At 41.0% G+C, this 20,655-nt stretch carries 20 protein-coding genes and 1 other RNA gene; 8 read left to right on the forward strand and 13 right to left on the reverse strand.

Annotated elements, in window-relative coordinates; all coding sequences use genetic code 11:
• Positions 1-220: 220 nt before the first annotated feature.
• Complete coding sequence (locus BDD30_RS07070; protein ID WP_041382338.1) at positions 221-655, reverse strand: DUF1284 domain-containing protein; 435 nt, start codon at positions 653-655, stop codon at positions 221-223.
• A gap of 122 nt (positions 656-777) precedes the next feature.
• Between BDD30_RS07070 and BDD30_RS07075 the strand changes: the two genes are divergently transcribed.
• A complete protein-coding gene (locus BDD30_RS07075) occupies positions 778-1,542 on the forward strand; it encodes a 2OG-Fe(II)-dependent halogenase WelO5 family protein (protein WP_041382340.1) in 765 nt (254 codons plus the stop codon).
• Positions 1,543-1,781: 239 nt separating this feature from the next.
• On the opposite strand, the gene BDD30_RS07080 is transcribed toward BDD30_RS07075, so the two are convergent.
• From BDD30_RS07080 to acrR, 4 genes are all read right to left on the reverse strand, one after another.
• Positions 1,782-2,321 carry a biotin transporter BioY gene (locus BDD30_RS07080; RefSeq protein WP_015835513.1) on the reverse strand — a complete coding sequence of 180 codons (540 nt, stop codon included), beginning with the start codon at positions 2,319-2,321 and terminating at the stop codon, positions 1,782-1,784.
• A gap of 39 nt (positions 2,322-2,360) precedes the next feature.
• The gene (locus BDD30_RS07085; RefSeq protein WP_015835514.1) at positions 2,361-2,990 is read right to left on the reverse strand and encodes an energy-coupling factor transporter transmembrane component T family protein; all 630 of its coding nucleotides are present in this window, start codon (positions 2,988-2,990) and stop codon (positions 2,361-2,363) included.
• Positions 2,987-3,661 carry an energy-coupling factor ABC transporter ATP-binding protein gene (locus BDD30_RS07090; protein WP_015835515.1) on the reverse strand — a complete coding sequence of 225 codons (675 nt, stop codon included), beginning with the start codon at positions 3,659-3,661 and terminating at the stop codon, positions 2,987-2,989. Before BDD30_RS07090 ends, BDD30_RS07085 begins: the two co-directional genes overlap by 4 nt.
• A gap of 395 nt (positions 3,662-4,056) precedes the next feature.
• On the reverse strand, positions 4,057-4,698 hold the full coding sequence (gene acrR, locus BDD30_RS07095) for a multidrug efflux transporter transcriptional repressor AcrR (RefSeq protein WP_015835516.1): 642 nt from the start codon (positions 4,696-4,698) through the stop codon (positions 4,057-4,059).
• Positions 4,699-4,827: 129 nt separating this feature from the next.
• Here acrR and BDD30_RS07100 point away from each other — a divergent pair, with 129 nt between their 5' ends.
• From BDD30_RS07100 to BDD30_RS07115, 4 genes are all read left to right on the forward strand, one after another.
• Positions 4,828-6,021: an efflux RND transporter periplasmic adaptor subunit gene (locus BDD30_RS07100; RefSeq protein ID WP_015835517.1), complete on the forward strand. Its 1,194-nt coding sequence runs from the start codon at positions 4,828-4,830 to the stop codon at positions 6,019-6,021.
• 18 nt (positions 6,022-6,039) lie between these two features.
• Positions 6,040-9,189 carry an efflux RND transporter permease subunit gene (locus tag BDD30_RS07105; RefSeq protein ID WP_015835518.1) on the forward strand — a complete coding sequence of 1,050 codons (3,150 nt, stop codon included), beginning with the start codon at positions 6,040-6,042 and terminating at the stop codon, positions 9,187-9,189.
• 868 nt (positions 9,190-10,057) lie between these two features.
• Positions 10,058-10,231: a hypothetical protein gene (locus BDD30_RS24110; RefSeq protein WP_015835519.1), complete on the forward strand. Its 174-nt coding sequence runs from the start codon at positions 10,058-10,060 to the stop codon at positions 10,229-10,231.
• Entirely contained in the window at positions 10,224-10,427 is a 204-nt protein-coding gene (locus BDD30_RS07115) for an HHA domain-containing protein (protein WP_011147992.1), read from the forward strand. The genes BDD30_RS24110 and BDD30_RS07115 overlap by 8 nt, the downstream gene beginning before the upstream one ends.
• An 85-nt stretch (positions 10,428-10,512) precedes the next feature.
• Here the strand turns inward: BDD30_RS07115 and ffs are convergent.
• An RNA gene (gene ffs, locus BDD30_RS07120) (signal recognition particle sRNA small type) lies at positions 10,513-10,609 on the reverse strand.
• Positions 10,610-10,739: 130 nt separating this feature from the next.
• Positions 10,740-11,186: a YbaY family lipoprotein gene (locus BDD30_RS07125; protein ID WP_015835520.1), complete on the reverse strand. Its 447-nt coding sequence runs from the start codon at positions 11,184-11,186 to the stop codon at positions 10,740-10,742.
• A 248-nt stretch (positions 11,187-11,434) separates the two neighbouring features.
• Between BDD30_RS07125 and tesB the strand changes: the two genes are divergently transcribed.
• Positions 11,435-12,298, forward strand: a complete 864-nt coding sequence (gene tesB, locus BDD30_RS07130) for an acyl-CoA thioesterase II (protein ID WP_015835521.1) — start codon at positions 11,435-11,437, stop codon at positions 12,296-12,298.
• Positions 12,299-12,370: 72 nt separating this feature from the next.
• On the opposite strand, the gene amtB is transcribed toward tesB, so the two are convergent.
• The 5 genes from amtB to BDD30_RS07155 all read right to left on the reverse strand — a co-directional run bounded on the left by amtB (position 12,371) and on the right by BDD30_RS07155 (position 18,286).
• Positions 12,371-13,654, reverse strand: coding sequence for an ammonium transporter AmtB (gene amtB, locus BDD30_RS07135; RefSeq protein ID WP_015835522.1), 1,284 nt, complete (start codon positions 13,652-13,654; stop codon positions 12,371-12,373).
• Positions 13,655-13,676: 22 nt separating this feature from the next.
• A complete protein-coding gene (gene glnK, locus BDD30_RS07140; protein WP_041382343.1) occupies positions 13,677-14,015 on the reverse strand; it encodes a P-II family nitrogen regulator in 339 nt (112 codons plus the stop codon).
• A 179-nt stretch (positions 14,016-14,194) separates the two neighbouring features.
• Entirely contained in the window at positions 14,195-15,979 is a 1,785-nt protein-coding gene (locus BDD30_RS07145; protein ID WP_015835524.1) for a SmdB family multidrug efflux ABC transporter permease/ATP-binding protein, read from the reverse strand.
• Positions 15,972-17,744: a SmdA family multidrug ABC transporter permease/ATP-binding protein gene (locus BDD30_RS07150; protein ID WP_015835525.1), complete on the reverse strand. Its 1,773-nt coding sequence runs from the start codon at positions 17,742-17,744 to the stop codon at positions 15,972-15,974. Before BDD30_RS07150 ends, BDD30_RS07145 begins: the two co-directional genes overlap by 8 nt.
• An 80-nt stretch (positions 17,745-17,824) precedes the next feature.
• Positions 17,825-18,286 (reverse strand): Lrp/AsnC family transcriptional regulator, encoded by a 462-nt coding sequence (locus tag BDD30_RS07155; RefSeq protein ID WP_015835526.1) that lies wholly within the window; start codon positions 18,284-18,286, stop codon positions 17,825-17,827.
• A gap of 126 nt (positions 18,287-18,412) precedes the next feature.
• Between BDD30_RS07155 and BDD30_RS07160 the strand changes: the two genes are divergently transcribed.
• Complete coding sequence (locus tag BDD30_RS07160; protein ID WP_015835527.1) at positions 18,413-19,465, forward strand: PLP-dependent cysteine synthase family protein; 1,053 nt, start codon at positions 18,413-18,415, stop codon at positions 19,463-19,465.
• Positions 19,466-19,497: 32 nt separating this feature from the next.
• The gene (gene queC / locus BDD30_RS07165) at positions 19,498-20,196 is read left to right on the forward strand and encodes a 7-cyano-7-deazaguanine synthase QueC (protein WP_015835528.1); all 699 of its coding nucleotides are present in this window, start codon (positions 19,498-19,500) and stop codon (positions 20,194-20,196) included.
• Between the two features lie 28 nt (positions 20,197-20,224).
• On the opposite strand, the gene BDD30_RS07170 is transcribed toward queC, so the two are convergent.
• Positions 20,225-20,632: an acyl-CoA thioesterase gene (locus BDD30_RS07170; RefSeq protein WP_036768548.1), complete on the reverse strand. Its 408-nt coding sequence runs from the start codon at positions 20,630-20,632 to the stop codon at positions 20,225-20,227.
• Positions 20,633-20,655 lie beyond the last annotated feature (23 nt).

Here is a 20,655-nt window from a genome sequence, read left to right on the forward strand (position 1 = left end):
CCCAGAGACGAACCTTACCCACAGTGACGCGAATTAGGGCTGACCTTCTCTCCATGGGCTAACAATGTCAACTCGATAACTTTAATATTTCGTACCGCATTAATGTCGCGGTCATGGTTTATATGGTGCCTCGGATACGCCAATAGCCTACTTAAAAAGGAAGCTGTTTCAGGGTATATCCACAACCACTACCAGAACGGCTTTATGTTTAGTGCATTTTTTAACTCTTCCCATCGCTTAGTTTAAGAAGCGTTGAAGAATAGTCGTCAGCAGCTATTCGAGTGCAAAGCAACTCCCATTCACAACCTACACAGGCACCCCTTACAATCCCACGACCGAAAGCCCATCGCGCCTGCCTAAAATAAGCTGAATCAAGTCTTAATCTATGTCCTATTTCGACAGACCGCCCCATAAGAGTACCTACAGCTTCTAAAGCATGGCTATCGCGAATAATGACACTCTCTCCCAAACAATGAGGGTTATCTTCTCCAAGCAAAGGAGCACATACGTCATCCGGCCCAGCCACAATCAGAATATCCTCGTCCCGAATTCGGGGAATAATTTTATTGTAGTTTTCGATAAAACCTGGGGTATATCCGTTGCCGGCGTAGGTAAGCATACAAAGAAGGTGATGACCTCTCAGAGATATTGTCATTATCGTGTTCCTGAGTGTGACCAAATGTTGCATTATTATACAATCAATGTTATACGATCAATTCCAGCCTTCAAATAGATCAATTTTTCTAATGTAACGAAATAAACTAGGAATTGGCTATCATGTCGTCAAGGTGGGCATCAAACGAACTTATCAAATTATCATCAGAAAGCTTGCAAGCAATCATAGATAACAAGATTCCGGCAGCAGTGATAAATGATTTTGCAACGACAGAGGAATGTGAACAGCTTTCAACTGCAATACTGAGCATGAAGGCAAAACCCTATGCATTCGGGAGACCAGGCTTTTATCTGGGAAATCCGTTAGCTCATTATCGTAATCGGCCCAAAGAAGAGTACTTTGCTCAAGTCAGTTCGGCTGAGCAAGAACGTACTCAAGTCATCAATCAAGCTTTTGATCCAATTGTTCGATTCATACGATGTATCAAACATGATACAAATTTCAACATTTCGGTCGCTGAAGAACCGGGATTAGGTCCCTATTTTGCCGGCATCATCCGCATTATCTCCAATGGTTCGGACTTACATGTGGACTATGCACCTACTTTTGCGAAAGGAAACCTGGCTATCGGTGATGTGTCAACTCAACTCGCTTGGAACCTCTATGTTTCGTCTCCTTCTCAAGGAGGAGAAACAGTGATCTATAATCAACCATTCAAGAGTACTGTTATAGATAAAACATATAAGCCATATGATAGTTCACTATTGGTTGATTGCGAATCCTTCACCTTCCAACCTCAAGTTGGCTCTATCGTCATTTTTAATACTAGTAATCCCCATATCGTCTTACCTGCGGGAGGCTATCGGATTACAACAGGTTCTTTTATCGGATTGCTAAATGAGAAGAATCTGATCCTATGGTCGTAATACATTTTGGTAAGACGCTGGAGTCTGAACATGAAGGTACCCTTTTCTTGCACTACTACTGGCCTACACATCGTGACGATCTCACGGGAAAATCATATATACCTAGCGTGATCATCTTTTCTTCGATTCACTCGGAGCATGCGGATTTGCCATAGTCGGTACAATGATGACTCTTAGTGGTAACTATTGGTGCTCACAACCAAGTACCAGCCAGTCACAAAGACCAACATTTAGAAGCGTTACTCATAAGTGGGATAAGCCCGGCGAATAGTTTTCGCAATCAAGATAACCAGTACAACTTTGATAATATCTCCCGGTATGAATCCAAGCGAACCTACGGTTGCTTGCCAGAGGTTGATATTGGCAAATGCTGCAACCCATGGGATGCCAATCACGTAAACAAACACTATCCCACCAAATACAAGAAATCCAGCTTCTTTGAAGACGTTCAGTTTCGCCAAGTTCTGCTCATACAAGTAGCCGATAACAAAAGCTGCAATTGGCCATGCCAAAACAAAACCACCACTCGGACTGAGAAATACCCCCAATCCCCCCATACCTCCAGCCATTACCGGTAATCCAACTGCAACAAGCACACAAAAAAGCAACAACGCCAATCCCCCCCGTTTCGCACCAACAATGGCGCCGGCAAGCATTGCTCCCATCGATTGAGCTGTTATCGGAACGCCCACAACAGATAGTATCAATGGCGGGAATAAACCCAATGCTGCGGTTAATGCAGCAAATAGTGCTATATAAACAATATCTTTCGTGGACATTTTCTCCCCTTGTTTTTAAATAAGGCTACAAATTGTGCTTTATTTACTGATTGATTTCTTTCTCACAAACCCAGGATCATAGGACCGAGCATCAATAGCAGCAGAAATATCATCTGCCATCTTAAGTGTTCTTACAATAACGGGTACTGCAATTGCTATGACACTCTTATCAAGACCCCTTGCTTTCTGCGCCTCCCGTACTTCCCCTGTAATTGACACTAGAACAGGGATAAATCGTAAAGCAAGCGATAATGCCAGGCTCACTTTTCCAGGATTAACACCAAGATAGTACAGCCACGCAAGGCCCTTTTCCAATGCGTCAATCATGTCAGAGGTACGAGTAGTGAAAGTAACAAGCGAAGCTAGCAGCAAAAGTGAAACAAGGCGAACTATCACAAGAACACCAACAGTCCAATGATGCAAAAACACTTGAACTATAAAAATAAGTGAGAGAATCCACATAGCCGGCCGTAGTTGCGCCCAAGCAGTTTTTAATGAAATTCTGGCCAACAAATATAAAAGTACAATGCCTGACAAAACTGCAACTGAAAGATCAATACGCGGAATAATAAAGAGTAATGTTCCCAAAATAACCAAAGAAATAATCTTGAGCCCTGGGCTGGCTCGATGTACAAATGATGAACTATGCTCATGCCCAGACAAGCTCATGACATCATCCTTACATATTCAGGAATAGCAATGGAGGGAATGTCATCGATAACCACACGACCATCATCGAAAACAAGCACGCGATCGAATCCTGCCAAAAACTCAAGGTCATGAGATACTACAATCACAGTTTGAGATAAGTTATCGATCGCTTCGGCAACACGGCGCTTGTTCCGCAAATCAAGCAAAGTTGTAGGCTCATCGAAAATTATGTAAGCAGGGTCCATTACAAGCACACCAGAGATTGCAAGGAGTTGTTTCTGACCACCACTTAAAAGATGGGCAGGATGCTCTCTAAACTGAAGTAAATCATATCGTGAAAGTACCTCCTGAACTCTTTGTTGAATCGTGTCCTTGGTAAAACCAAGATTTTTCATTCCAAAAGCCAAATCCTCTTCAACAACTGGAAAAACAATCTGATTGTCAGGATTTTGGAATACAAAACCGACCTTACGCCGAATCGCTTTTCCATCTGCTCTCGTGTTCAAACCATCCACCAGAACATCACCACTTTTCGGTACTAATAGTCCATTGAGAAGACGCACAAATGTACTCTTGCCACAGCCATTACTACCTATGATGGCAATTCTTTTTTCCTTCAACTGCAAATTTAAGTCTCTCAATATCACACGCTCACCGTAAGCATGCGTTACATTTTGTATTTCCAACATAGATGATAGCTACCCCTCAACAATTACGACCAACTGCGTAACGCTGTATCCACTCAGAACTTCGCTTGCATCTACCAGATACGCCTAACCAGTGCACTGAATCGCTGATATCACAAGCACTTGTACCAGCCTTGTGAATTCTACCGGTAATTTTGTATAGTCAGAATCATCAGCATTTACTTTAGGTTATAACTTTACCTTTTAAGATTACTGCCCTTAAGGCCAGTAGCAACAGTATCTAATATTTTAAATATAATTTCCGGCTAGTTTCTGGGTATTGTTCTTTTTATAGATAAACGAAGAGCACAAGATAATGACTTTTGACCATTAGTCACGTTATTAGCAATTACCAGAATAGAACTACTCTATAATTCCTCCTCTATAATTCTGATTCTTCATTTTTCAACAATTTTCATATACTCACTATATTTAAGCACATCGATAAAGCTATCCGTTAACGATTCAGCTTCTTTCTGAATATCAAAACTATCTGGTGCAAACAACCAATTCTCCAGTAAACCTGTTATCAACCCTCTCAACATGATAGCGGCTCGCCTTAGATTCAGATTATAAGGAAGCTGACCTAATGCAATACAGTCAGAAAGTAACCCTTCAATACGAACATAGTCTGCAACACACAGTTCCTGACGAGCTTCCACCAAAGCAGACATTTCACCAACAAATTCACATTTGTGGAAAAAAATCTCCATTAATAACCGACTCTTCGGATCATCGACAACCGACGTCAAAATATGAATTATTAAAGTTCTTAAAATCAGGAGTGGATTATTAGAATATTTTGCTTGATACTCTTTTTCTAATTCATCAATCTTAGAATCTGATATTTTACAAGCTTCAGAAAACAGGTCTACTTTATTTTTAAAGTGCCAGTAAATTGCTCCTCGGGTTACCCCAGCCGCTGTAGCAATATCTGTCAGTGAAGTAGCCGAGACACCGCGCTCAGAGAACTCTTTTATAGCTGCGTCTATAATCTGTTGCCGGGTCTCCTCAGCCTGTTGTTTAGTTTTTCGTGCCATACACTCTGTTTTTAGCCTGAAGTTGATTTACATACATTCATGTATGTTTGTATTATAGCATGCTGTTATTAATGGAGTAATGGTTTTACGGATTGAAAGATCAACATTTAAAAATATTGAGGTTTACTTATGCGAATAAACAGGGGAGTTTTGCCTCTGGCTGCAGTACTGGTACTATCAGGCAGCTTAGCTCTTTCAGGATGTAACGACAAAGACTCTCAGCAAGCGGCTGGGAACCAACAAGCCCCTGAAGTCGGTATCGTGACGCTGAAAACTGAACCTCTGATGGTCACGACTGAATTGCCAGGCAGAACATCAGCCTTCCGTATTGCAGAAGTGCGTCCGCAAGTAAGCGGTATAATTCTGAAACGAAACTATGAAGAAGGAAGCGATGTAAAAGCAGGTACTTCCTTATATCAAATAGATCCAGCAACTTACCAGGCTACCTATGACAGTGCTAAAGCTGATTTGGCGCAAGCTCAGGCTAAGGCAGAAATTGCACGCCTGACAGTAAACCGCTATAAGCCACTATTAGGAACAAACTATATTAGTCAACAGGAATTTGATAAAGCTAATGCTGATTATACACAGGCAAATGCAGCAGTACAGTCATCAAAAGCTGCTGTAGAAACTGCCCGTATCAATTTGGCATATACCAAAGTAACAGCACCGATTAGTGGCCGTTCCGGCAAATCGACCATAACTGAAGGTGCTCTGGTCTCAGTTGGCCAACCAACAGCACTGACGACTATTCAACAGTTAGATCCAATTTATGTAGATGTCACTCAGTCAAGTGATGATTACCTGCGCCTGAAAAATGAAATCGCTAAGGGTATTGTGCAGAAAGGGAATAGTAAAACTAAAATTCATCTGATCATGGAAGACGGTAAAGAATACAGTGAAACAGGCTATCTGGAATTCTCTGATATCACCGTAGATGAAACAACCGGCTCTATTACCATCCGTGCAATATTCCCTAATCGGAATGAAGAATTACTGCCTGGTATGTTTGTTCGCGCAAAACTAGAAGATGGTGTTCGCCGAGATGCAATACTGGTTCCTCAGCAAGCAGTCACCCGTACACCTCGTGGCGAAGCCACCACCATGGTGGTTGGTAAAGACGAAAAAGTCGAACTACGAATTATTAATGTAAGTCAGGCTATTGGTAACAAATGGCTAGTAAATTCCGGCTTGAAAACAGGTGATCGGGTTATCGTCACTGGTTTACAAAAAATTAAGCCTGGTATACCAGTCAAAGCAGAAGAAGTAGATTTAAATGCTAAATCTGCTACGAACCAAACTGAGCCTGCGAAAAAGTCTTAATTAAGGAGTCGGTGATTCATGCCTAAGTTTTTTATAGATCGGCCAATATTTGCATGGGTAATTGCAATTATCACCATGCTGGCTGGGCTGCTGGCAATTATGAAATTACCCGTGGCGCAGTACCCTACTATCGCACCACCGGCGATTTCTATCTCCGCAACTTATCCCGGTGCTGATGCGACGACTGTGCAAAACACAGTTACCCAAGTTATAGAACAAAATATGAATGGTATCGATAACTTGGTTTATATGTCTTCCAACAGTGATTCTGCTGGTAACATGAACATCACGCTAACCTTTGAAGCTGGTACTGATCCTGATATTGCCCAGGTACAGGTGCAGAACAAACTGCAACTAGCTATGCCTCTATTACCTCAGGAAGTACAACAGCAAGGGATACATGTGGACAAGTCCACCAATGCCTTCCTAATGGTAGCTGGATTCACCTCTGAAGATGGAAGCATGTCACAGGAGGATATCGCTGACTATGTTGGTGCAAACGTTAAAGATCCACTAAGCCGTGTAACTGGTGTAGGCGATGCAATGCTGTTTGGTAACCAGTATGCAATGCGCATTTGGTTAAATCCCGACAAGCTTATTAACTACAAAATGACAACTCTGGATGTAATAAATGCAATCAAAGCGCAAAACAACCAGATAGCAGCCGGTCAATTAGGAGGAACTCCTCCGGTTCCAGGTCAACGGCTAAATGCTTCAATTATTGCCCAAACACGTCTGACTTCTCCTGAAGAGTTCAGTAAGATTCTTCTGCGTGTTAATACCGACGGTTCTCAGGTTCGTCTGAAAGATGTGGCAAAAGTGGAATTAGGCTCAGAAAGCTACAACCTCATTGGCCGCTTTAACGGCAAACCTGCTGCTGGTATCGGTATCAAATTAGGAACAGGCGCTAACGCCCTGGATACATCCAAAGCGGTAAAAGAAGCGCTAAAAAATATGGAACCTTTCTTCCCTCACGGGCTGAAAATCGTATATCCATATGACACCACCCCATTCGTTAAAATTTCTATTCACGAGGTAGTAAAAACACTAATTGAAGCAATTATGCTGGTGTTCGTGGTAATGTACCTGTTCCTGCAAAACTTCCGTGCAACACTTATTCCTACCATCGCGGTTCCAGTCGTACTGCTGGGAACATTTGCGATACTCGCTGCATTTGGCTACTCAATAAATACGTTGACCATGTTTGCTATGGTACTCGCCATCGGCTTACTAGTAGATGATGCCATTGTCGTGGTAGAAAACGTTGAACGTGTTATGCAAGAAGAAGGATTATCACCTAAGGAAGCAACTAAGAAATCAATGGGACAAATCCAAAGCGCCTTGGTTGGTATTGCTATGGTACTATCTGCTGTATTTGTTCCAATGGCCTTCTTCGGTGGTTCAACCGGTGCAATTTATCGTCAGTTCTCGATCACCATCGTATCTGCAATGGTACTATCTGTACTCGTTGCATTAATCCTAACACCTGCTCTGTGTGCTTCCATGCTGAAACCAATTGCTAAAGGTAGTCACGGTAAACAGACTGGGATCTTCGGCTGGTTTAACCGTTTGTTCGATAAAAGTACCCACCACTATACTGACAGTGTCGGCCGCATTCTACGCAATACAGGCCGTTATCTGGTGATTTATGTATTACTGGTTGCTGGTATGGCTGTCATGTTTACTCGTCTACCATCCTCTTTCCTTCCTGAAGAAGATCAAGGTGTATTGCTGACAATGGTTCAATTGCCTGCCGGCGCAACACAAGAACAGACGCAGAAAGTTCTGGATGAAGTCAATCACTATTTCAGCACGGAAGAAAAAGATCGTGTGGTTTCTGTATTTACAGTAAGTGGCTTTGGTTTCAGTGGTCAGGGGCAAAATACTGGCCTGGCATTTATGAGTTTGAAAGACTGGAGTGAACGCCCTGGTGCTGAGAATAAAGTACCTGCTATTGTTGCCAGGGCAAGTGCTCACTTCCAGAAAATCAAAGAAGGTATGGTTTTTGCGTTTAACGTCCCAGCAATTGTAGAGTTAGGCTCAGCAACTGGTTTTGATTTCGAATTAATTGACAAAGCAAACCTTGGGCATGACAAACTAACCGAAGCCCGTAACCAATTGCTTGGTATGATACAACAACGTCCAGATATGTTAGTGGGTGTTCGTCCTAACGGTCAGGAAGATACCCCTCAATATCGAGTTAGGATTGATCAGGAAAAGGCTGAGACTTTAGGTGTTTCCATCGCTGATATCAACTCGACACTAAGCACAATGTTTGGTAGTCACTATGTGAACGATTTTATCGACCGTGGTCGGGTCAAAAAAGTTTACATTCAGTCAGAAGCACCTTATCGTATGCTACCGAGTGATATCTATAAATTATATGTCCGTAACAAACAGGGTGAAATGGTTCCATTCTCTGCCTTTGCAGATATGTCTAAAGAACCATGGACCTATGGCTCACCACGTTTAGAGCGCTACAACGGTCTGCCATCAATGGAAATTCTGGGTGAAGCAGCACCTGGCAAAAGTACTGGTGATGCAATGGCCTTGATGGAAGAACTGGCATCCCAGTTACCAAATGGCATCGGTTTTGACTGGACAGGCATGTCCTATCAAGAACGCCTGTCAGGTAATCAAGCCCCCGCTCTATATGCATTATCATTGATAGTGGTATTCCTCTGCTTAGCTGCGCTATATGAAAGCTGGTCAATTCCATTCTCTGTCATGCTGGTAGTGCCATTGGGTATCGTTGGCGCTTTGTTAGCAACAACATTCCGTGGTCTAGATAACGATGTTTACTTCAAAGTTGGCCTGTTAACCACCATCGGCTTATCCGCAAAGAACGCAATCTTAATCGTTGAGTTCGCTAAAGATTTGATGGAAAAAGAAGGCAAAGGACTGATAGAAGCTACATTAGATGCTGTAAGAATGCGTCTCCGTCCAATCCTGATGACATCATTAGCATTTATGTTGGGTGTCATCCCTCTGGTACTGAGTAACGGGGCTGGTTCCGGCTCTCAAAACGCAGTAGGTACCGGGGTATTAGGAGGTATGATTGCTGCTACCTCGCTGGCTATCTTTTTCGTACCAGTATTCTTTGTAGTTATAAAACGACGTTTCAGTAAGAAAGTAGAGGAGATTGAACCAGCGTCAGAATCTCACTAATGCAACTAACTATAATCGGAAGGCCGTTAAACGGCCTTCTTAAATATAATAGTTGCTTCACATTCAGCAGATTCTGATCATCAACCTATCCACTTAACTTTTACATAATTTCGTCCAAATTTAATTAAAAACACCACTTATGAGTAGAAAATAGCTTTAAAAATCCGAGTATTACTGACTTTAATAAAATTAATAGGAAAGTTGTTGGGCAAGAATTATTTTACCTTTTTTACATTAAATGACAAAAAACAATACCAGCGCATAGTGACTTATGTAATAATGATGTTATATTCGTTGATTATTGTAGCCATCAGGCTATAATCTGCTGTTACTAGCATCTGAGGGTAATACTATTTTATATAAGCTTACATATTAACTCACATATACTGGCCGATATTTATAGTTTATTGTGTTAAAGGTATGAATTTTTGTTAAGAGCTGATTTTGCTTTACCAAAAGCAAACCAGAATTGTCTGTGAAAAAGATAAATAATCCCAAAGAACGATTATAGACACATAATAATAATCTCTCGAAAAAGAGTTTCTATAATACATGTATATGTTTAGCCTTTGACTCAAATTAAGTAATGGCATATACAGGGAGATCAACATGACATGGATGAATAATTCACTAGAATGATATGATATTGCTGAATTGAAATACTTGTGTGAGAATCTAAGACAAGAAGCTACTTTCAGTGTTAGAGTACACCGAGACTAGTTGTATAAATAATCTTTACGTCTCAGGATAATTTAAAGCTAAATGAATTGAGTACATATCAACTTTCGTTTAGCACTTTAAAATCAAGTATTCTGATGATTTCAGCCTTCCCGCTTGAATTGATGAATATTTTGATGATACATATACTTTGTTTGGAAGCGATGAGATTAACTTTTCTAAACTTGCAGAATACCCAAAAACCAATGAACGTTTAACCAGCATACGATTGCATGATTTAAATTGTTCCTTGGGTAAAATTTGGTTGAATATTTCCTTAAATAATTTTTTATATATGTTAAATAAGAAAGGCGACTATGACTAAAACTGATTATCTGATGCGTTTAAGAAAATGCACCACGATTGATACACTGGAACGTGTGATTGAAAAGAACAAATACGAACTTTCAGGAGACGAACTTGAACTATTCTACTCTGCTGCGGATCATCGTCTGGCAGAACTGACCATGAATAAACTGTATGACAGAATTCCACCTTCGGTATGGAAATACGTTCGCTAAAATAGTCTTCATTAAACAGAAAATGATCCGGGCCGGTAAAGTGCTATCGGCTTATCAGGTTAGCTGTCAACAAAATTGGCGAGGGCTCTGCCAGCGACATCCCGGCACACACATCCCTTGCTATGGCTGCTTCCTTCCGGACCTGACCAAGTTAACAAGTTAGCGTTGCGGGAGAACCAACAGAGCCCCCATTGACTTGCTGCTTTGACTTCAAAGCGGTGCCATTATCATTCATACCTGTCTAAATAGCAAGACAAGCAGGTTCGAATGATGATTTCTTACACATAGCGAATAAATACTTAGGAAAATGTATTATCTAACCGCTTTTAGTATGATTTCAATATCTTTAGTCTTCCCATTATTAATCACTTCGTATGCAGTATCCGTAACAAACATTAAACGATCATGTAGAGAAACAGAAGCACTGACGATAATACGCGCATTTGGCTTAATGTCGCTTGGACGATACGGTAGAACAAAATGGAAAGGTGATTGTTTTCCGTCTAAACGCTCTTTCTTTTCGGACAAAGTAACTGAGGGTGCATCAAGTAGAGATACATCAGATAAAGACACTGTCAGAACAGCATCTGCCGGTAATGCAATACGCTGTAAGATATTGATATTGCCTTTAACATAATACCGCTCTACTGAGTTTTCAATCTGTTCCACCTGGGTATTTACTGCCTCAGTACCTTTGCTATTACACCCAATCAAAGCAACTGCCAGTAATACACTCGTAGATAGTTTCCATAATTTCATACATACTTCTCCATTTTTAAATGATCTATATAAATAATAAAATAAATTTAAATATCAAACTATTAAATCCAAACCGCCTGAATTATAGATTAAAAAATGGATATAAGTCTCAGATCAATGCCATATTCTTTATTGCGCTACTATCAGGACTTGAAACATTTACAATTTAGTTATTTATTTATCATTCATTAATGGGACAATAATCACATGTTGTACTCTAATAACCCAGTAAAAAACAAAGGCATATTATGAGTAAGTCATTACATAATCTAATCAATTTGATGAATCTAGAAAAAATTGAAGAAGGTATTTACCGGGGTCAAAGTAAAGACTTAGGCTTTCCTCAGGTTTTCGGAGGGCAAGTTATCGGCCAAGCACTCTATGCTGCCACACAAACTGTTGCTTATAACCGGATCTGTAACTCTTTTCACAGCTATTTTTTACGTCCCGGTGACAGTAGCAAACCTATCGTCTATGACGTTGAAATTTTACGTGATGGAGGAAGTTTCAGCGCTCGACGAGTTAGCGCAATCCAAAATGGCAAACCTATCTTTTACATGACAGCCTCGTTCCAAAGCTATGAAGAAGGTTTCGAACACCAAAACATGATGCCGGATGTACCATATCCTGAAGAGCTTACTCCTCAAGATGAAATTGCGAAGAAAATATCTCACCTATTACCGCAAAGAATGCAAAACATGTTTCTCTTCCCCTGCCCATTTGAAATGAGGCCCATAAAATATTACAGTCCATTTAATTGCCCACCTGAAGAACCTACACGCTATGTCTGGTTTCGCAGTAATGGCGATATGCCTGCGAATCCTTTGATTCATCAATATTTGCTTGGCTATGCCTCTGATTTTAACTTTCTACCAACAGCATTACAGCCTCATGGTGTTGGATTCCTTGAAAAAAATATCCAAATAGCAACTATTGACCATTCTATGTGGTTCCATCGTCCATTTAAATTGGATGACTGGTTACTATATGCTATAGACAGCCCATCAGCCTCTGGTGCCCGTGGTTTTGTTCGTGGACAAATTTACAACCGAGAAGGAGTGCTTATCGCTTCAACTGTACAGGAAGGTCTGATCAGAAAGAAAACCAGGTAGAAAGGTAACAAAGGCAGCAATAAGAAGCTAGTATTACATTTATGGCCTTTTACCGCTGCCATTTATTATAGATTAGTTATAAGCACTCTCACCGTGAGCATTTATATCCAAACCTTCTCTTTCTGTTTCAACAGTAACCCGCAGCCCTACCAATAGAGCTGCTATTTTGAAAGCAATAAACGCAACAACTATTGACCAAACAACACAAACTAATATGCTGAAAGCTTGGATACTAACTTGCTCCAACATAGTTACCCCGTCAGAATAACCGGTCCCTCCCAGTGATTTAGCTGTAAAAACTCCAGTCAAAAGGCAACCAACTATCCCACATACGCCATGTATACCAAATACATCACACACATCATCAGCACGTAACCACTTTTTCAGGATAACTACTCCCCAAAGCCCTGCAAAACCTGCTATCAGGCCAATGATAAGGGCACCACCGACACCAACCGTTCCCGCAGCTGGTGTAACACCAACCAATCCAGCAATGCAACCTGAACAAGCACCTAAAAGTGACGGCCTATTACGGAAGAACCATTCAGCAAAAACCCACGACAGAACAGCCGCCGCCGTCGCCACAACTGTATTCAAAAATGCCAAAGCAGCTATCTCATTAGCTTCACCAGCAGAGCCAGCATTAAAACCAAACCAACCAATATAAAGTACAGCTGTACCAATGAAAACCATTGGCAAATTATGTGGCTTGAATGCTTCTTTCCCAAAACCAATACGTTTTCCTAACAAGTACGCCCCCACCAATCCAGCTACAGCCGCGTTAATATGTACAACCGTACCACCAGCAAAATCCAGCGCTCCATCTTGTGAAAGCACACCACCTCCCCAAACCATATGAACCATAGGCAGATAAGAAAATGTTAGCCATAGCACACTGAAAATTAATAAAGCCGGAAAGCGGATACGCTCTCCCAAGGCACCAATAATCAAGGCGACTGTAATACAAGCGAAAGACCCTTGAAATGCTATATGAATTAATTGATAAAAACTGCCACTTAAATCAGTCAGTACCAAATTCTTCAACATCATCTGACTAAAGCTACCGAAAAAACCATTTCCCGGTTCAAAAGCCAAGCTGTAGCCATAAATTACCCACAACACACATACCAGAGCAAAGCTCACCATAACCTGAGCCATCAGAGATAAAACGTTTTTGCTCCGCAGCAACCCTCCATAAAACAGAGCAATTCCCGGAATTGTCATAAACAAAACAAGTGCTGTACAAATCATCATAAAGGCATTATCTGCTTTATCGGCAACACCTTCTGCCGCTTGAGATAATGATGGTAAACAACTGGCCGCAACACCGGCAGCCACAGAGAATTGTCTTTTCATATATATTGTCTCTATCAGTGACTTACAGCGCCGCATCATTAGTTTCGCCTGTTCTGATACGAATAGCCTGTTGTAATTCGGTAACAAAAATTTTACCGTCTCCAACTTTTCCAGTGAAAGCTGATTGCTGAATAGCATGAATTACCTCCTCAACTAATTCATCTGCAACAGCGATATCGATCTTTACTTTAGGTAAAAAATTGACGTTGTATTCAGCTCCACGATAAAGCTCTGCATGTCCTTTCTGACGACCAAATCCTTTTACTTCTGTTATCGTCAGTCCCTGGACGCCAAGAAGGGAAAGAGCCTCTCTTATATCCTCTAGTTTGAATGGTTTTACAATGGTCGTAATGAGCTTCATATATACCCCTACCACTAAGTTATTGTGTTTGCAATTAATGCAATAGCAAGGGGTGTGCCAGCAATTAAAAACATATAAAAATCAAATAATAATAAAGAAAATAAAACTACGAGGAGAAGAAAGAAGGGAGAACAACGAATATACTCTCCCATTAGCGCACAAAATTAGTGCAAGGCAAATTAAATCAATATTTCTTTCTCAGAAATTGTCCCGCATTCGCTTAATGTCTCCCCCACTCGTTGTAACTGATACATCTGGTAATAACGTCCACGCTTCGCCAATAACTGCTGATGGTGTCCCTGTTCAATAACTGCACCACGATGCAGCACCAGAATAGTATCGGCCTCTACAATAGTGGACAGACGATGAGCAATAACAATCAAAGTTGTTTGCTGACGAATTAATCTCAGCGCCTGTTGTATTGCTTGTTCTGTACCAGAATCGATATTTGCTGTCGCCTCATCAAGGATTAAAATCTGCGGTGTTTGCACTAACACTCTCGCCATAGCAAGCAGTTGCTTTTGCCCAGCTGACAACGTATTACCCTGTTCTCCCAGGATAGTATGGAGGCCATCAGGCAATGAGCGGACTAATTCAGCTAACTGCACTGTTTCCAGTACCTGCCAAACTTTCTCTTCTGAGATATTCCTACCAAGGGTAATATTGCCAAAGAAAGAATCAGCAAGAACAGCCGGGTCCTGCTGAACTATTGCCACACCATTACGTAATACTGAATGAGACAAGGATGATACAGACCGCCCATCAAGGTAAATTTCCCCTTTCTGCCACGGGTAATATCCCATCAGCAAATTTGCCAACGTACTTTTACCGCTGCCGGTATGCCCAACCAAAGCAACAAAACCGAGAGCCGGAATCTGCACATTGATATCTTGTAAAACCACTTTGTCATCTCGGTAAGAAAAACTAACATTTTCTATTTCAATCCGACCGCTAGATAACGGCTGACTATCTATGCCATAACCTTGCTGAGGGCTATCCATCAACTCAAATATCCTCTCACCAGAAACTACAGCTTGTTGCAAGATCGATTGCTGAGAAGTCAATTCAATCAGTGGTTCATTCAACCGACCTAAGTAATTAATGAAAGCATACAATACCCCAACACCAATTACTCCTGACCCACTGAACCCAAACAGCACAAGAAGGCCACATAGCACCATAGCCGATAACAAACTCAGCAATGGCCTTAATAAAAGCCCATCCAATCGCAGCGCCTGCATTCTCGCTTTATAATGAGCACGGTTGGTCAATAATATACGCTCACCAAAACGGGCCTGTTGTCTGAACTGCTGAACAACATGCATTCCATTGATGATCTCATTAAAATCATCATTAATATCGGCAAGATAACTACGCACCCTCCGGACAATCGGTGTACTCAGGTGCTGATATATCGCCATGACAATTAACACAGCAGGAAAAATAAGAATGGCAATCAGTGCCATACGCCATTCCAACATAAACATAGCAATCAGCATCGCGCCAATTAATGCTATGCTACGGAATACCGCAGGAACCACATTGACATAAAGATCTTTAATAACTTCAGTATCGTTCGTTACGCGGGAAATCAATTGCCCAACAGGTTGATTATCAAAAGCACTTAGAGGCTGACGCAATGCTGCATTCATCACATCAGTACGAAGTTGTTGCACTATATCAACTGACACTTGATTAAACAATAAAGCCTGAAAATAGTGCAATGCCGCTGTAATTAATTGCAAAACAACAAAAGTTATAGCTAGTCCTGTAACCACTCCAACAGGCATATTACCCGTCTCAACCATATTATCGATAAAGTAACTAATTAAAACCGGGCCGCTTACTTCTGCAATGGCAGCACCCCACAGCATCAGTATTGCCACCCCCAATGGTTTACGATAATTTTTTCCATAAATTAACAAACGTTTCAGAGATGGCCACAATTGACGAGCCTTAGTCATCTTTATTTCCTTCTGTTATTCCTTCCTCGTTATCCAGTGCTGCTTCAAGTTGCTGATAATGATACATATCACGATACCATCCTGGCTGTTCCACCAATTTCTGATGTCGCCCTTGATGTATAATAGAACCCTGCTGCATCACCAAAATATTATCTGCATCCGTTAATGCAGACAGACGGTGAGCACTGATAATAACAGTGCGTTGTTGTCTCCATTGACTGAGGTTTCGCAAAATATTGTACTCAGTTTGCCCATCAACTGCAGATAAAGAGTCATCCAGAATTAAAATCTCTGCATCTAAAAGTAAAGCCCTGGCAATAGAGATGCGTTGTTTCTGTCCACCAGATAACATCACTCCACGCTCCCCCACTTCCGTCTGATACCCTTCAGGTAAACGAAGAATATCTTCATGGACATTGGCAAGACGGGCAACTTCTTCGATCTGTTCCTGTGTTGCATCTGGACATCCCAAAGCAATATTCCCAGCAACTGTATCTGAAAATAGAAAAGGTGTTTGATTAACAACAGCAAATCGTGCTCGCCACTCATCTAACCGGATATCAGCAATTCTCATCGACTGGAAAAGAATTTCTCCATCAGTTACATCAAACTGTCTCTGTATCAGTGCAAGTAGTGTGCTCTTACCTGAACCGGTTGGACCGCAAATCCCCAGTAACTGCCCAGGAGATAACCAGAAATTAATCTGACTCAGAACAGTTTTGTCACTTTGCGGATAATTAAACGCTTTGATATCCACATTCAAAGTACTACGCTCAAGCGATAAATGACGGGTACCATCCTCAATGACTGGAGGTTCTTGCAACAAACTACGGATACGGCTGTATGCAGCACTTCCCCGCTCAACGATATTAAACATCCATGCCAACGCCAACATTGGCCAAATCATCAGGCCAAGATACATCACGAAGCTAGTGAGTTCACCAAGTGTCAAAACACCATTCAACACCATCCAGCTACCACCACCTATAGCCAAAAAATTTGACATACCGATCGCAATAAAAATTGTCGGATCAAATCGGGCATCCACTTTGGCAACATACATATTCTTACGACCAGCTTCTACAGCAACCCGTTCAAACTGATTTGATTGCAGATCTTCAAGACCAAATGCCTTGATCATTCGAATACTGGTCAAACTTTCTTGAGCTTGGTTATTCAGAGCAGAAAATGCACCTTGGGCAGACTTAAAACGGCTATGAAGCTGATCACCATATCGTTTAATGATAATTGCCATAATAGGCATGGGTAACAGAGACAGTAGGGTTAATTGCCAACTAATTTGTACACTCATCATAATCAACACTGCACAACCCATAACCAACGAGTCAACTAAAGTAAGCACACCCTCACCCGCCGCAAATACCACACGATCTACATCATTAGTGGCACGGGCCATCAAATCCCCCGTGCGGTGTCGCAAGTAAAATTCGGGGTTTTGGCAACTAAGTTGCCGATAAAAATTATTACGTAATTTAATCGCTAATTGATATGACGCGCCAAACAACCATAAGCGCCATATATAACGCAGAATATAAACAATCAATGCAATGACCAACATAACACCAATCCACACCATCAATTGGTAAGATGACATAGATTTGGTACTAATACCGTCAACAATTACACCTACTAGATATGGTGGAATTAGTAGCAGAATAGAGATGATAATAAGCAGAGTCACTGCGCCAAGATAGCGACGCCACTCACTGCGGAAGTACCAACTTAATTGAGAAAACAATCTCACACGTGTATATCCCGAAATAGATAGTATAAATATTGAATAACATTCTGAATAATTGAACTAATTTACTGAATAACAATTAGTTATTCTGGTATCGGTAATGCAGTAGTATATTTGATTTTTTCCATCGCAAAGCTAGATGTAACATCAATCAACCCAGGAATACCGTTAACCATACGCTTATAGAACAGATCATAACTTTTCATATCCACAACTTCTACATGCATTAGATAATCACATTCACCAGCCATACGGTAAAAAGCTAAAACTTCTGGCATTTGTTTTATAAATGCAACAAATTGCTCGTACCAACTACTGTTATGCTGCTGCGTTCTTATCATCACAATCACTGTCAATCCCAATCCTAACTTTTCACTATCAAGCAAAGCAACTTTACCAACAATATATCCTTCATCTTCAAGTCGTTTTAGCCGCTTCCAACAAGGTGTAGAGGTAAGATTAACAGCTTCCGCCAATGCATTCAGAGACAGACTACAATCTTTCTGTAATAAATTAAGCAATTTGCGGTCTGTTTTATCTAACATATCCACCTCTTATAGAAAATTTTTCCATAAAAAACCCATACATTAAGAAAAATAACAATCCATTTCTCCCAGTATAAAGTTAATCTATTCATCATCAATTATATTCTAATCAAGAGTTAGTAATCTATGTCACACTGCTGGACTACCAAAGCAATCAAAGAGATTCAGGCAGACTATCAACGCAGTTCTGATACTCATCTTATCCGTCTTAATTTACCAACTTTTCCCGGTATCCATTTATATCTGAAAGATGAAAGTACTCACCCGACTGGTAGTCTGAAACACCGGCTTGCCCGTTCCTTATTCCTTTATGCACTCAGCAATGGTTGGATTAAGGAAGGCACTCCAATTATTGAGTCCTCATCTGGTAGTACCGCTGTATCTGAAGCCTATTTTGCCCGTCTACTTGGATTACCTTTTATTGCTGTTATGCCGTCATATACTGCAAAACGTAAAATTCAGGAAATTGAGTTTTATGGCGGTAAATGCCATTTTGTCGACCATTCAGCACAAATTTATGCTGAATCAGAGCGACTAGCGAAAGAGCTAAACGGTCATTATATGGATCAATTTACTTATGCCGAGCGTGCAACAGACTGGCGAGGTAATAACAATATTGCTGAAAGTATTTTCCGCCAGATGCAAATGGAACCATTTCCTGAACCAGATTACATCGTTATGAGTGCTGGCACTGGTGGTACTTCTGCAACTTTAGGACGCTATATCCGTTATCAAGGACACAACACCAAACTGATCGTCGTTGATCCGGAAAATTCCGTATTTTATGACTGTTACCGTCAAAATTGTTGTGACATCGTTAGCAATTGTAGCAGCAAAATTGAGGGTATTGGCCGTCCTCGGGCAGAGCCTTCTTTTATTCCCTCAGTTATCGATGACATGATACAAGTACCAGATTGCGCTAGCGTCGCAACGATCTATTGGCTAGAAAAATTACTGGGTAGAAAAGTTGGGGCATCCACAGGGACCAATATCTGGGGAGCACTCCTGCTCGCTAACCAAATGCATGAACGTGGAGAACAGGGATCGATAGTAACTTTACTGTGTGATAGTGGTGAACGCTACCTTGATACTTATTACAACCCAGACTGGGTAAAAAACAATATCGGCGATATCTCGCTTTACCTCAAGCAACTACCCAACCTCTGTAGTTATAAGTAACATAACCGTTTTATTCCAATGAGGATATTACAATGAGACGAGCTGTTGTTGTATTCAGTGGTGGGCAAGATTCCACCACATGCCTGATTCAGGCAATTAATCAATATGATGAAGTGCACTGTATCACTTTTGATTATGGACAGCGCCATTGTGCTGAAATCGATGTTGCACGTAATATCAGCCGTTCTCTTGGTGTTGTTGCACATAAAGTTCTGGATATCACATTGCTTAACGAACTTGCTCTTAGCAGCCTGACTCGTAATAACATCCCTATCCCCAACTACAATGAAAGTGAAAAAAGTACCATACCCAACACATTCGTCCCCGGGCGCAATATTTTATTCCTAACTCTGGCTGCTATATATGCTTATCAAGTTGAAGCTGAAACAGTCATTACCGGCGTATGCGAAACTGATTTTTCTGGCTACCCTGATTGCCGTGATGAATTTGTCAAAGCTATGAATAAAGCTGTAAGTCTTGGCATTGCCCGTGATATCCGTTTTGAAACTCCATTGATGTGGCTCAACAAAGCTGAAACTTGGGCGTTGTCTGACTACTATCAGCATTTAGACTTCGTTCGTAGCCAGACACTAACTTGTTACAATGGCATTCAAGGTAACGGTTGTGGTACATGTGCTGCTTGCCACCTCAGAACTAGCGGACTAGAACAATATCTGGATGCGCCTGAAAAAATAATGACTGAAATGAAAGCAAAAACACATTTAGCCTAATACAAATGACGATGGGAGTCTTTCACTCTCATTGTCCTGTTTTCACCAAAGCTCCCATTATTTCGCGTAATTCACCTTCAATAGAGAGTGCTTTCTGCGTTTGTCTATCAATCCAAACAAACGTAGTTTTCGCATCTGCAATGAGTTGATTATCTTTTCTACGTATTATTTGCTGAGAAAATACACCACTTCTATTTCTCAACTCCGTTAATCGGCAATCTACTTCCAATTCATCGCCAAGAACTGCCGAACTACGATAATTAATATTAATGTTGACTACCGCAAACCCAACATCATTTTTCTGTATCCATTCCACTACAGAATATTTATGCAACCATTCCCAACGAGCACTTTCCATAAATTCCAAATAGCGGGCATTGTTCACATGTTGAAATAAATCTATATGATAGCCATGAACTTTTATAATTGAACTCATAATATTGCCTTTAATGTTAATAT

Source organism: Photorhabdus asymbiotica (assembly GCF_003634575.1).
GTDB lineage: Bacteria > Pseudomonadota > Gammaproteobacteria > Enterobacterales > Enterobacteriaceae > Photorhabdus > Photorhabdus asymbiotica.

Excerpts from the sequence above, each read along its gene's own strand:
- BDD30_RS07070 (WP_041382338.1), bottom strand. The coding sequence starts at position 655 with ATGACAATATCTCTGAGAGGTCATCACCTTCTTTGTATGCTTACCTAC.
- BDD30_RS07075 (WP_041382340.1), top strand. The coding sequence starts at position 778 with ATGTCGTCAAGGTGGGCATCAAACGAACTTATCAAATTATCATCAGAA.
- BDD30_RS07080 (WP_015835513.1), bottom strand. The coding sequence starts at position 2,321 with ATGTCCACGAAAGATATTGTTTATATAGCACTATTTGCTGCATTAACC.
- BDD30_RS07085 (WP_015835514.1), bottom strand. The coding sequence starts at position 2,990 with ATGAGCTTGTCTGGGCATGAGCATAGTTCATCATTTGTACATCGAGCC.
- BDD30_RS07090 (WP_015835515.1), bottom strand. The coding sequence starts at position 3,661 with ATGTTGGAAATACAAAATGTAACGCATGCTTACGGTGAGCGTGTGATA.
- acrR (WP_015835516.1), bottom strand. The coding sequence starts at position 4,698 with ATGGCACGAAAAACTAAACAACAGGCTGAGGAGACCCGGCAACAGATT.
- BDD30_RS07100 (WP_015835517.1), top strand. The coding sequence starts at position 4,828 with ATGCGAATAAACAGGGGAGTTTTGCCTCTGGCTGCAGTACTGGTACTA.
- BDD30_RS07105 (WP_015835518.1), top strand. The coding sequence starts at position 6,040 with ATGCCTAAGTTTTTTATAGATCGGCCAATATTTGCATGGGTAATTGCA.
- BDD30_RS07115 (WP_011147992.1), top strand. The coding sequence starts at position 10,224 with ATGACTAAAACTGATTATCTGATGCGTTTAAGAAAATGCACCACGATT.
- BDD30_RS07125 (WP_015835520.1), bottom strand. The coding sequence starts at position 11,186 with ATGAAATTATGGAAACTATCTACGAGTGTATTACTGGCAGTTGCTTTG.
- tesB (WP_015835521.1), top strand. The coding sequence starts at position 11,435 with ATGAGTAAGTCATTACATAATCTAATCAATTTGATGAATCTAGAAAAA.
- amtB (WP_015835522.1), bottom strand. The coding sequence starts at position 13,654 with ATGAAAAGACAATTCTCTGTGGCTGCCGGTGTTGCGGCCAGTTGTTTA.
- glnK (WP_041382343.1), bottom strand. The coding sequence starts at position 14,015 with ATGAAGCTCATTACGACCATTGTAAAACCATTCAAACTAGAGGATATA.
- BDD30_RS07145 (WP_015835524.1), bottom strand. The coding sequence starts at position 15,979 with ATGACTAAGGCTCGTCAATTGTGGCCATCTCTGAAACGTTTGTTAATT.
- BDD30_RS07155 (WP_015835526.1), bottom strand. The coding sequence starts at position 18,286 with ATGTTAGATAAAACAGACCGCAAATTGCTTAATTTATTACAGAAAGAT.
- BDD30_RS07160 (WP_015835527.1), top strand. The coding sequence starts at position 18,413 with ATGTCACACTGCTGGACTACCAAAGCAATCAAAGAGATTCAGGCAGAC.
- queC (WP_015835528.1), top strand. The coding sequence starts at position 19,498 with ATGAGACGAGCTGTTGTTGTATTCAGTGGTGGGCAAGATTCCACCACA.
- BDD30_RS07170 (WP_036768548.1), bottom strand. The coding sequence starts at position 20,632 with ATGAGTTCAATTATAAAAGTTCATGGCTATCATATAGATTTATTTCAA.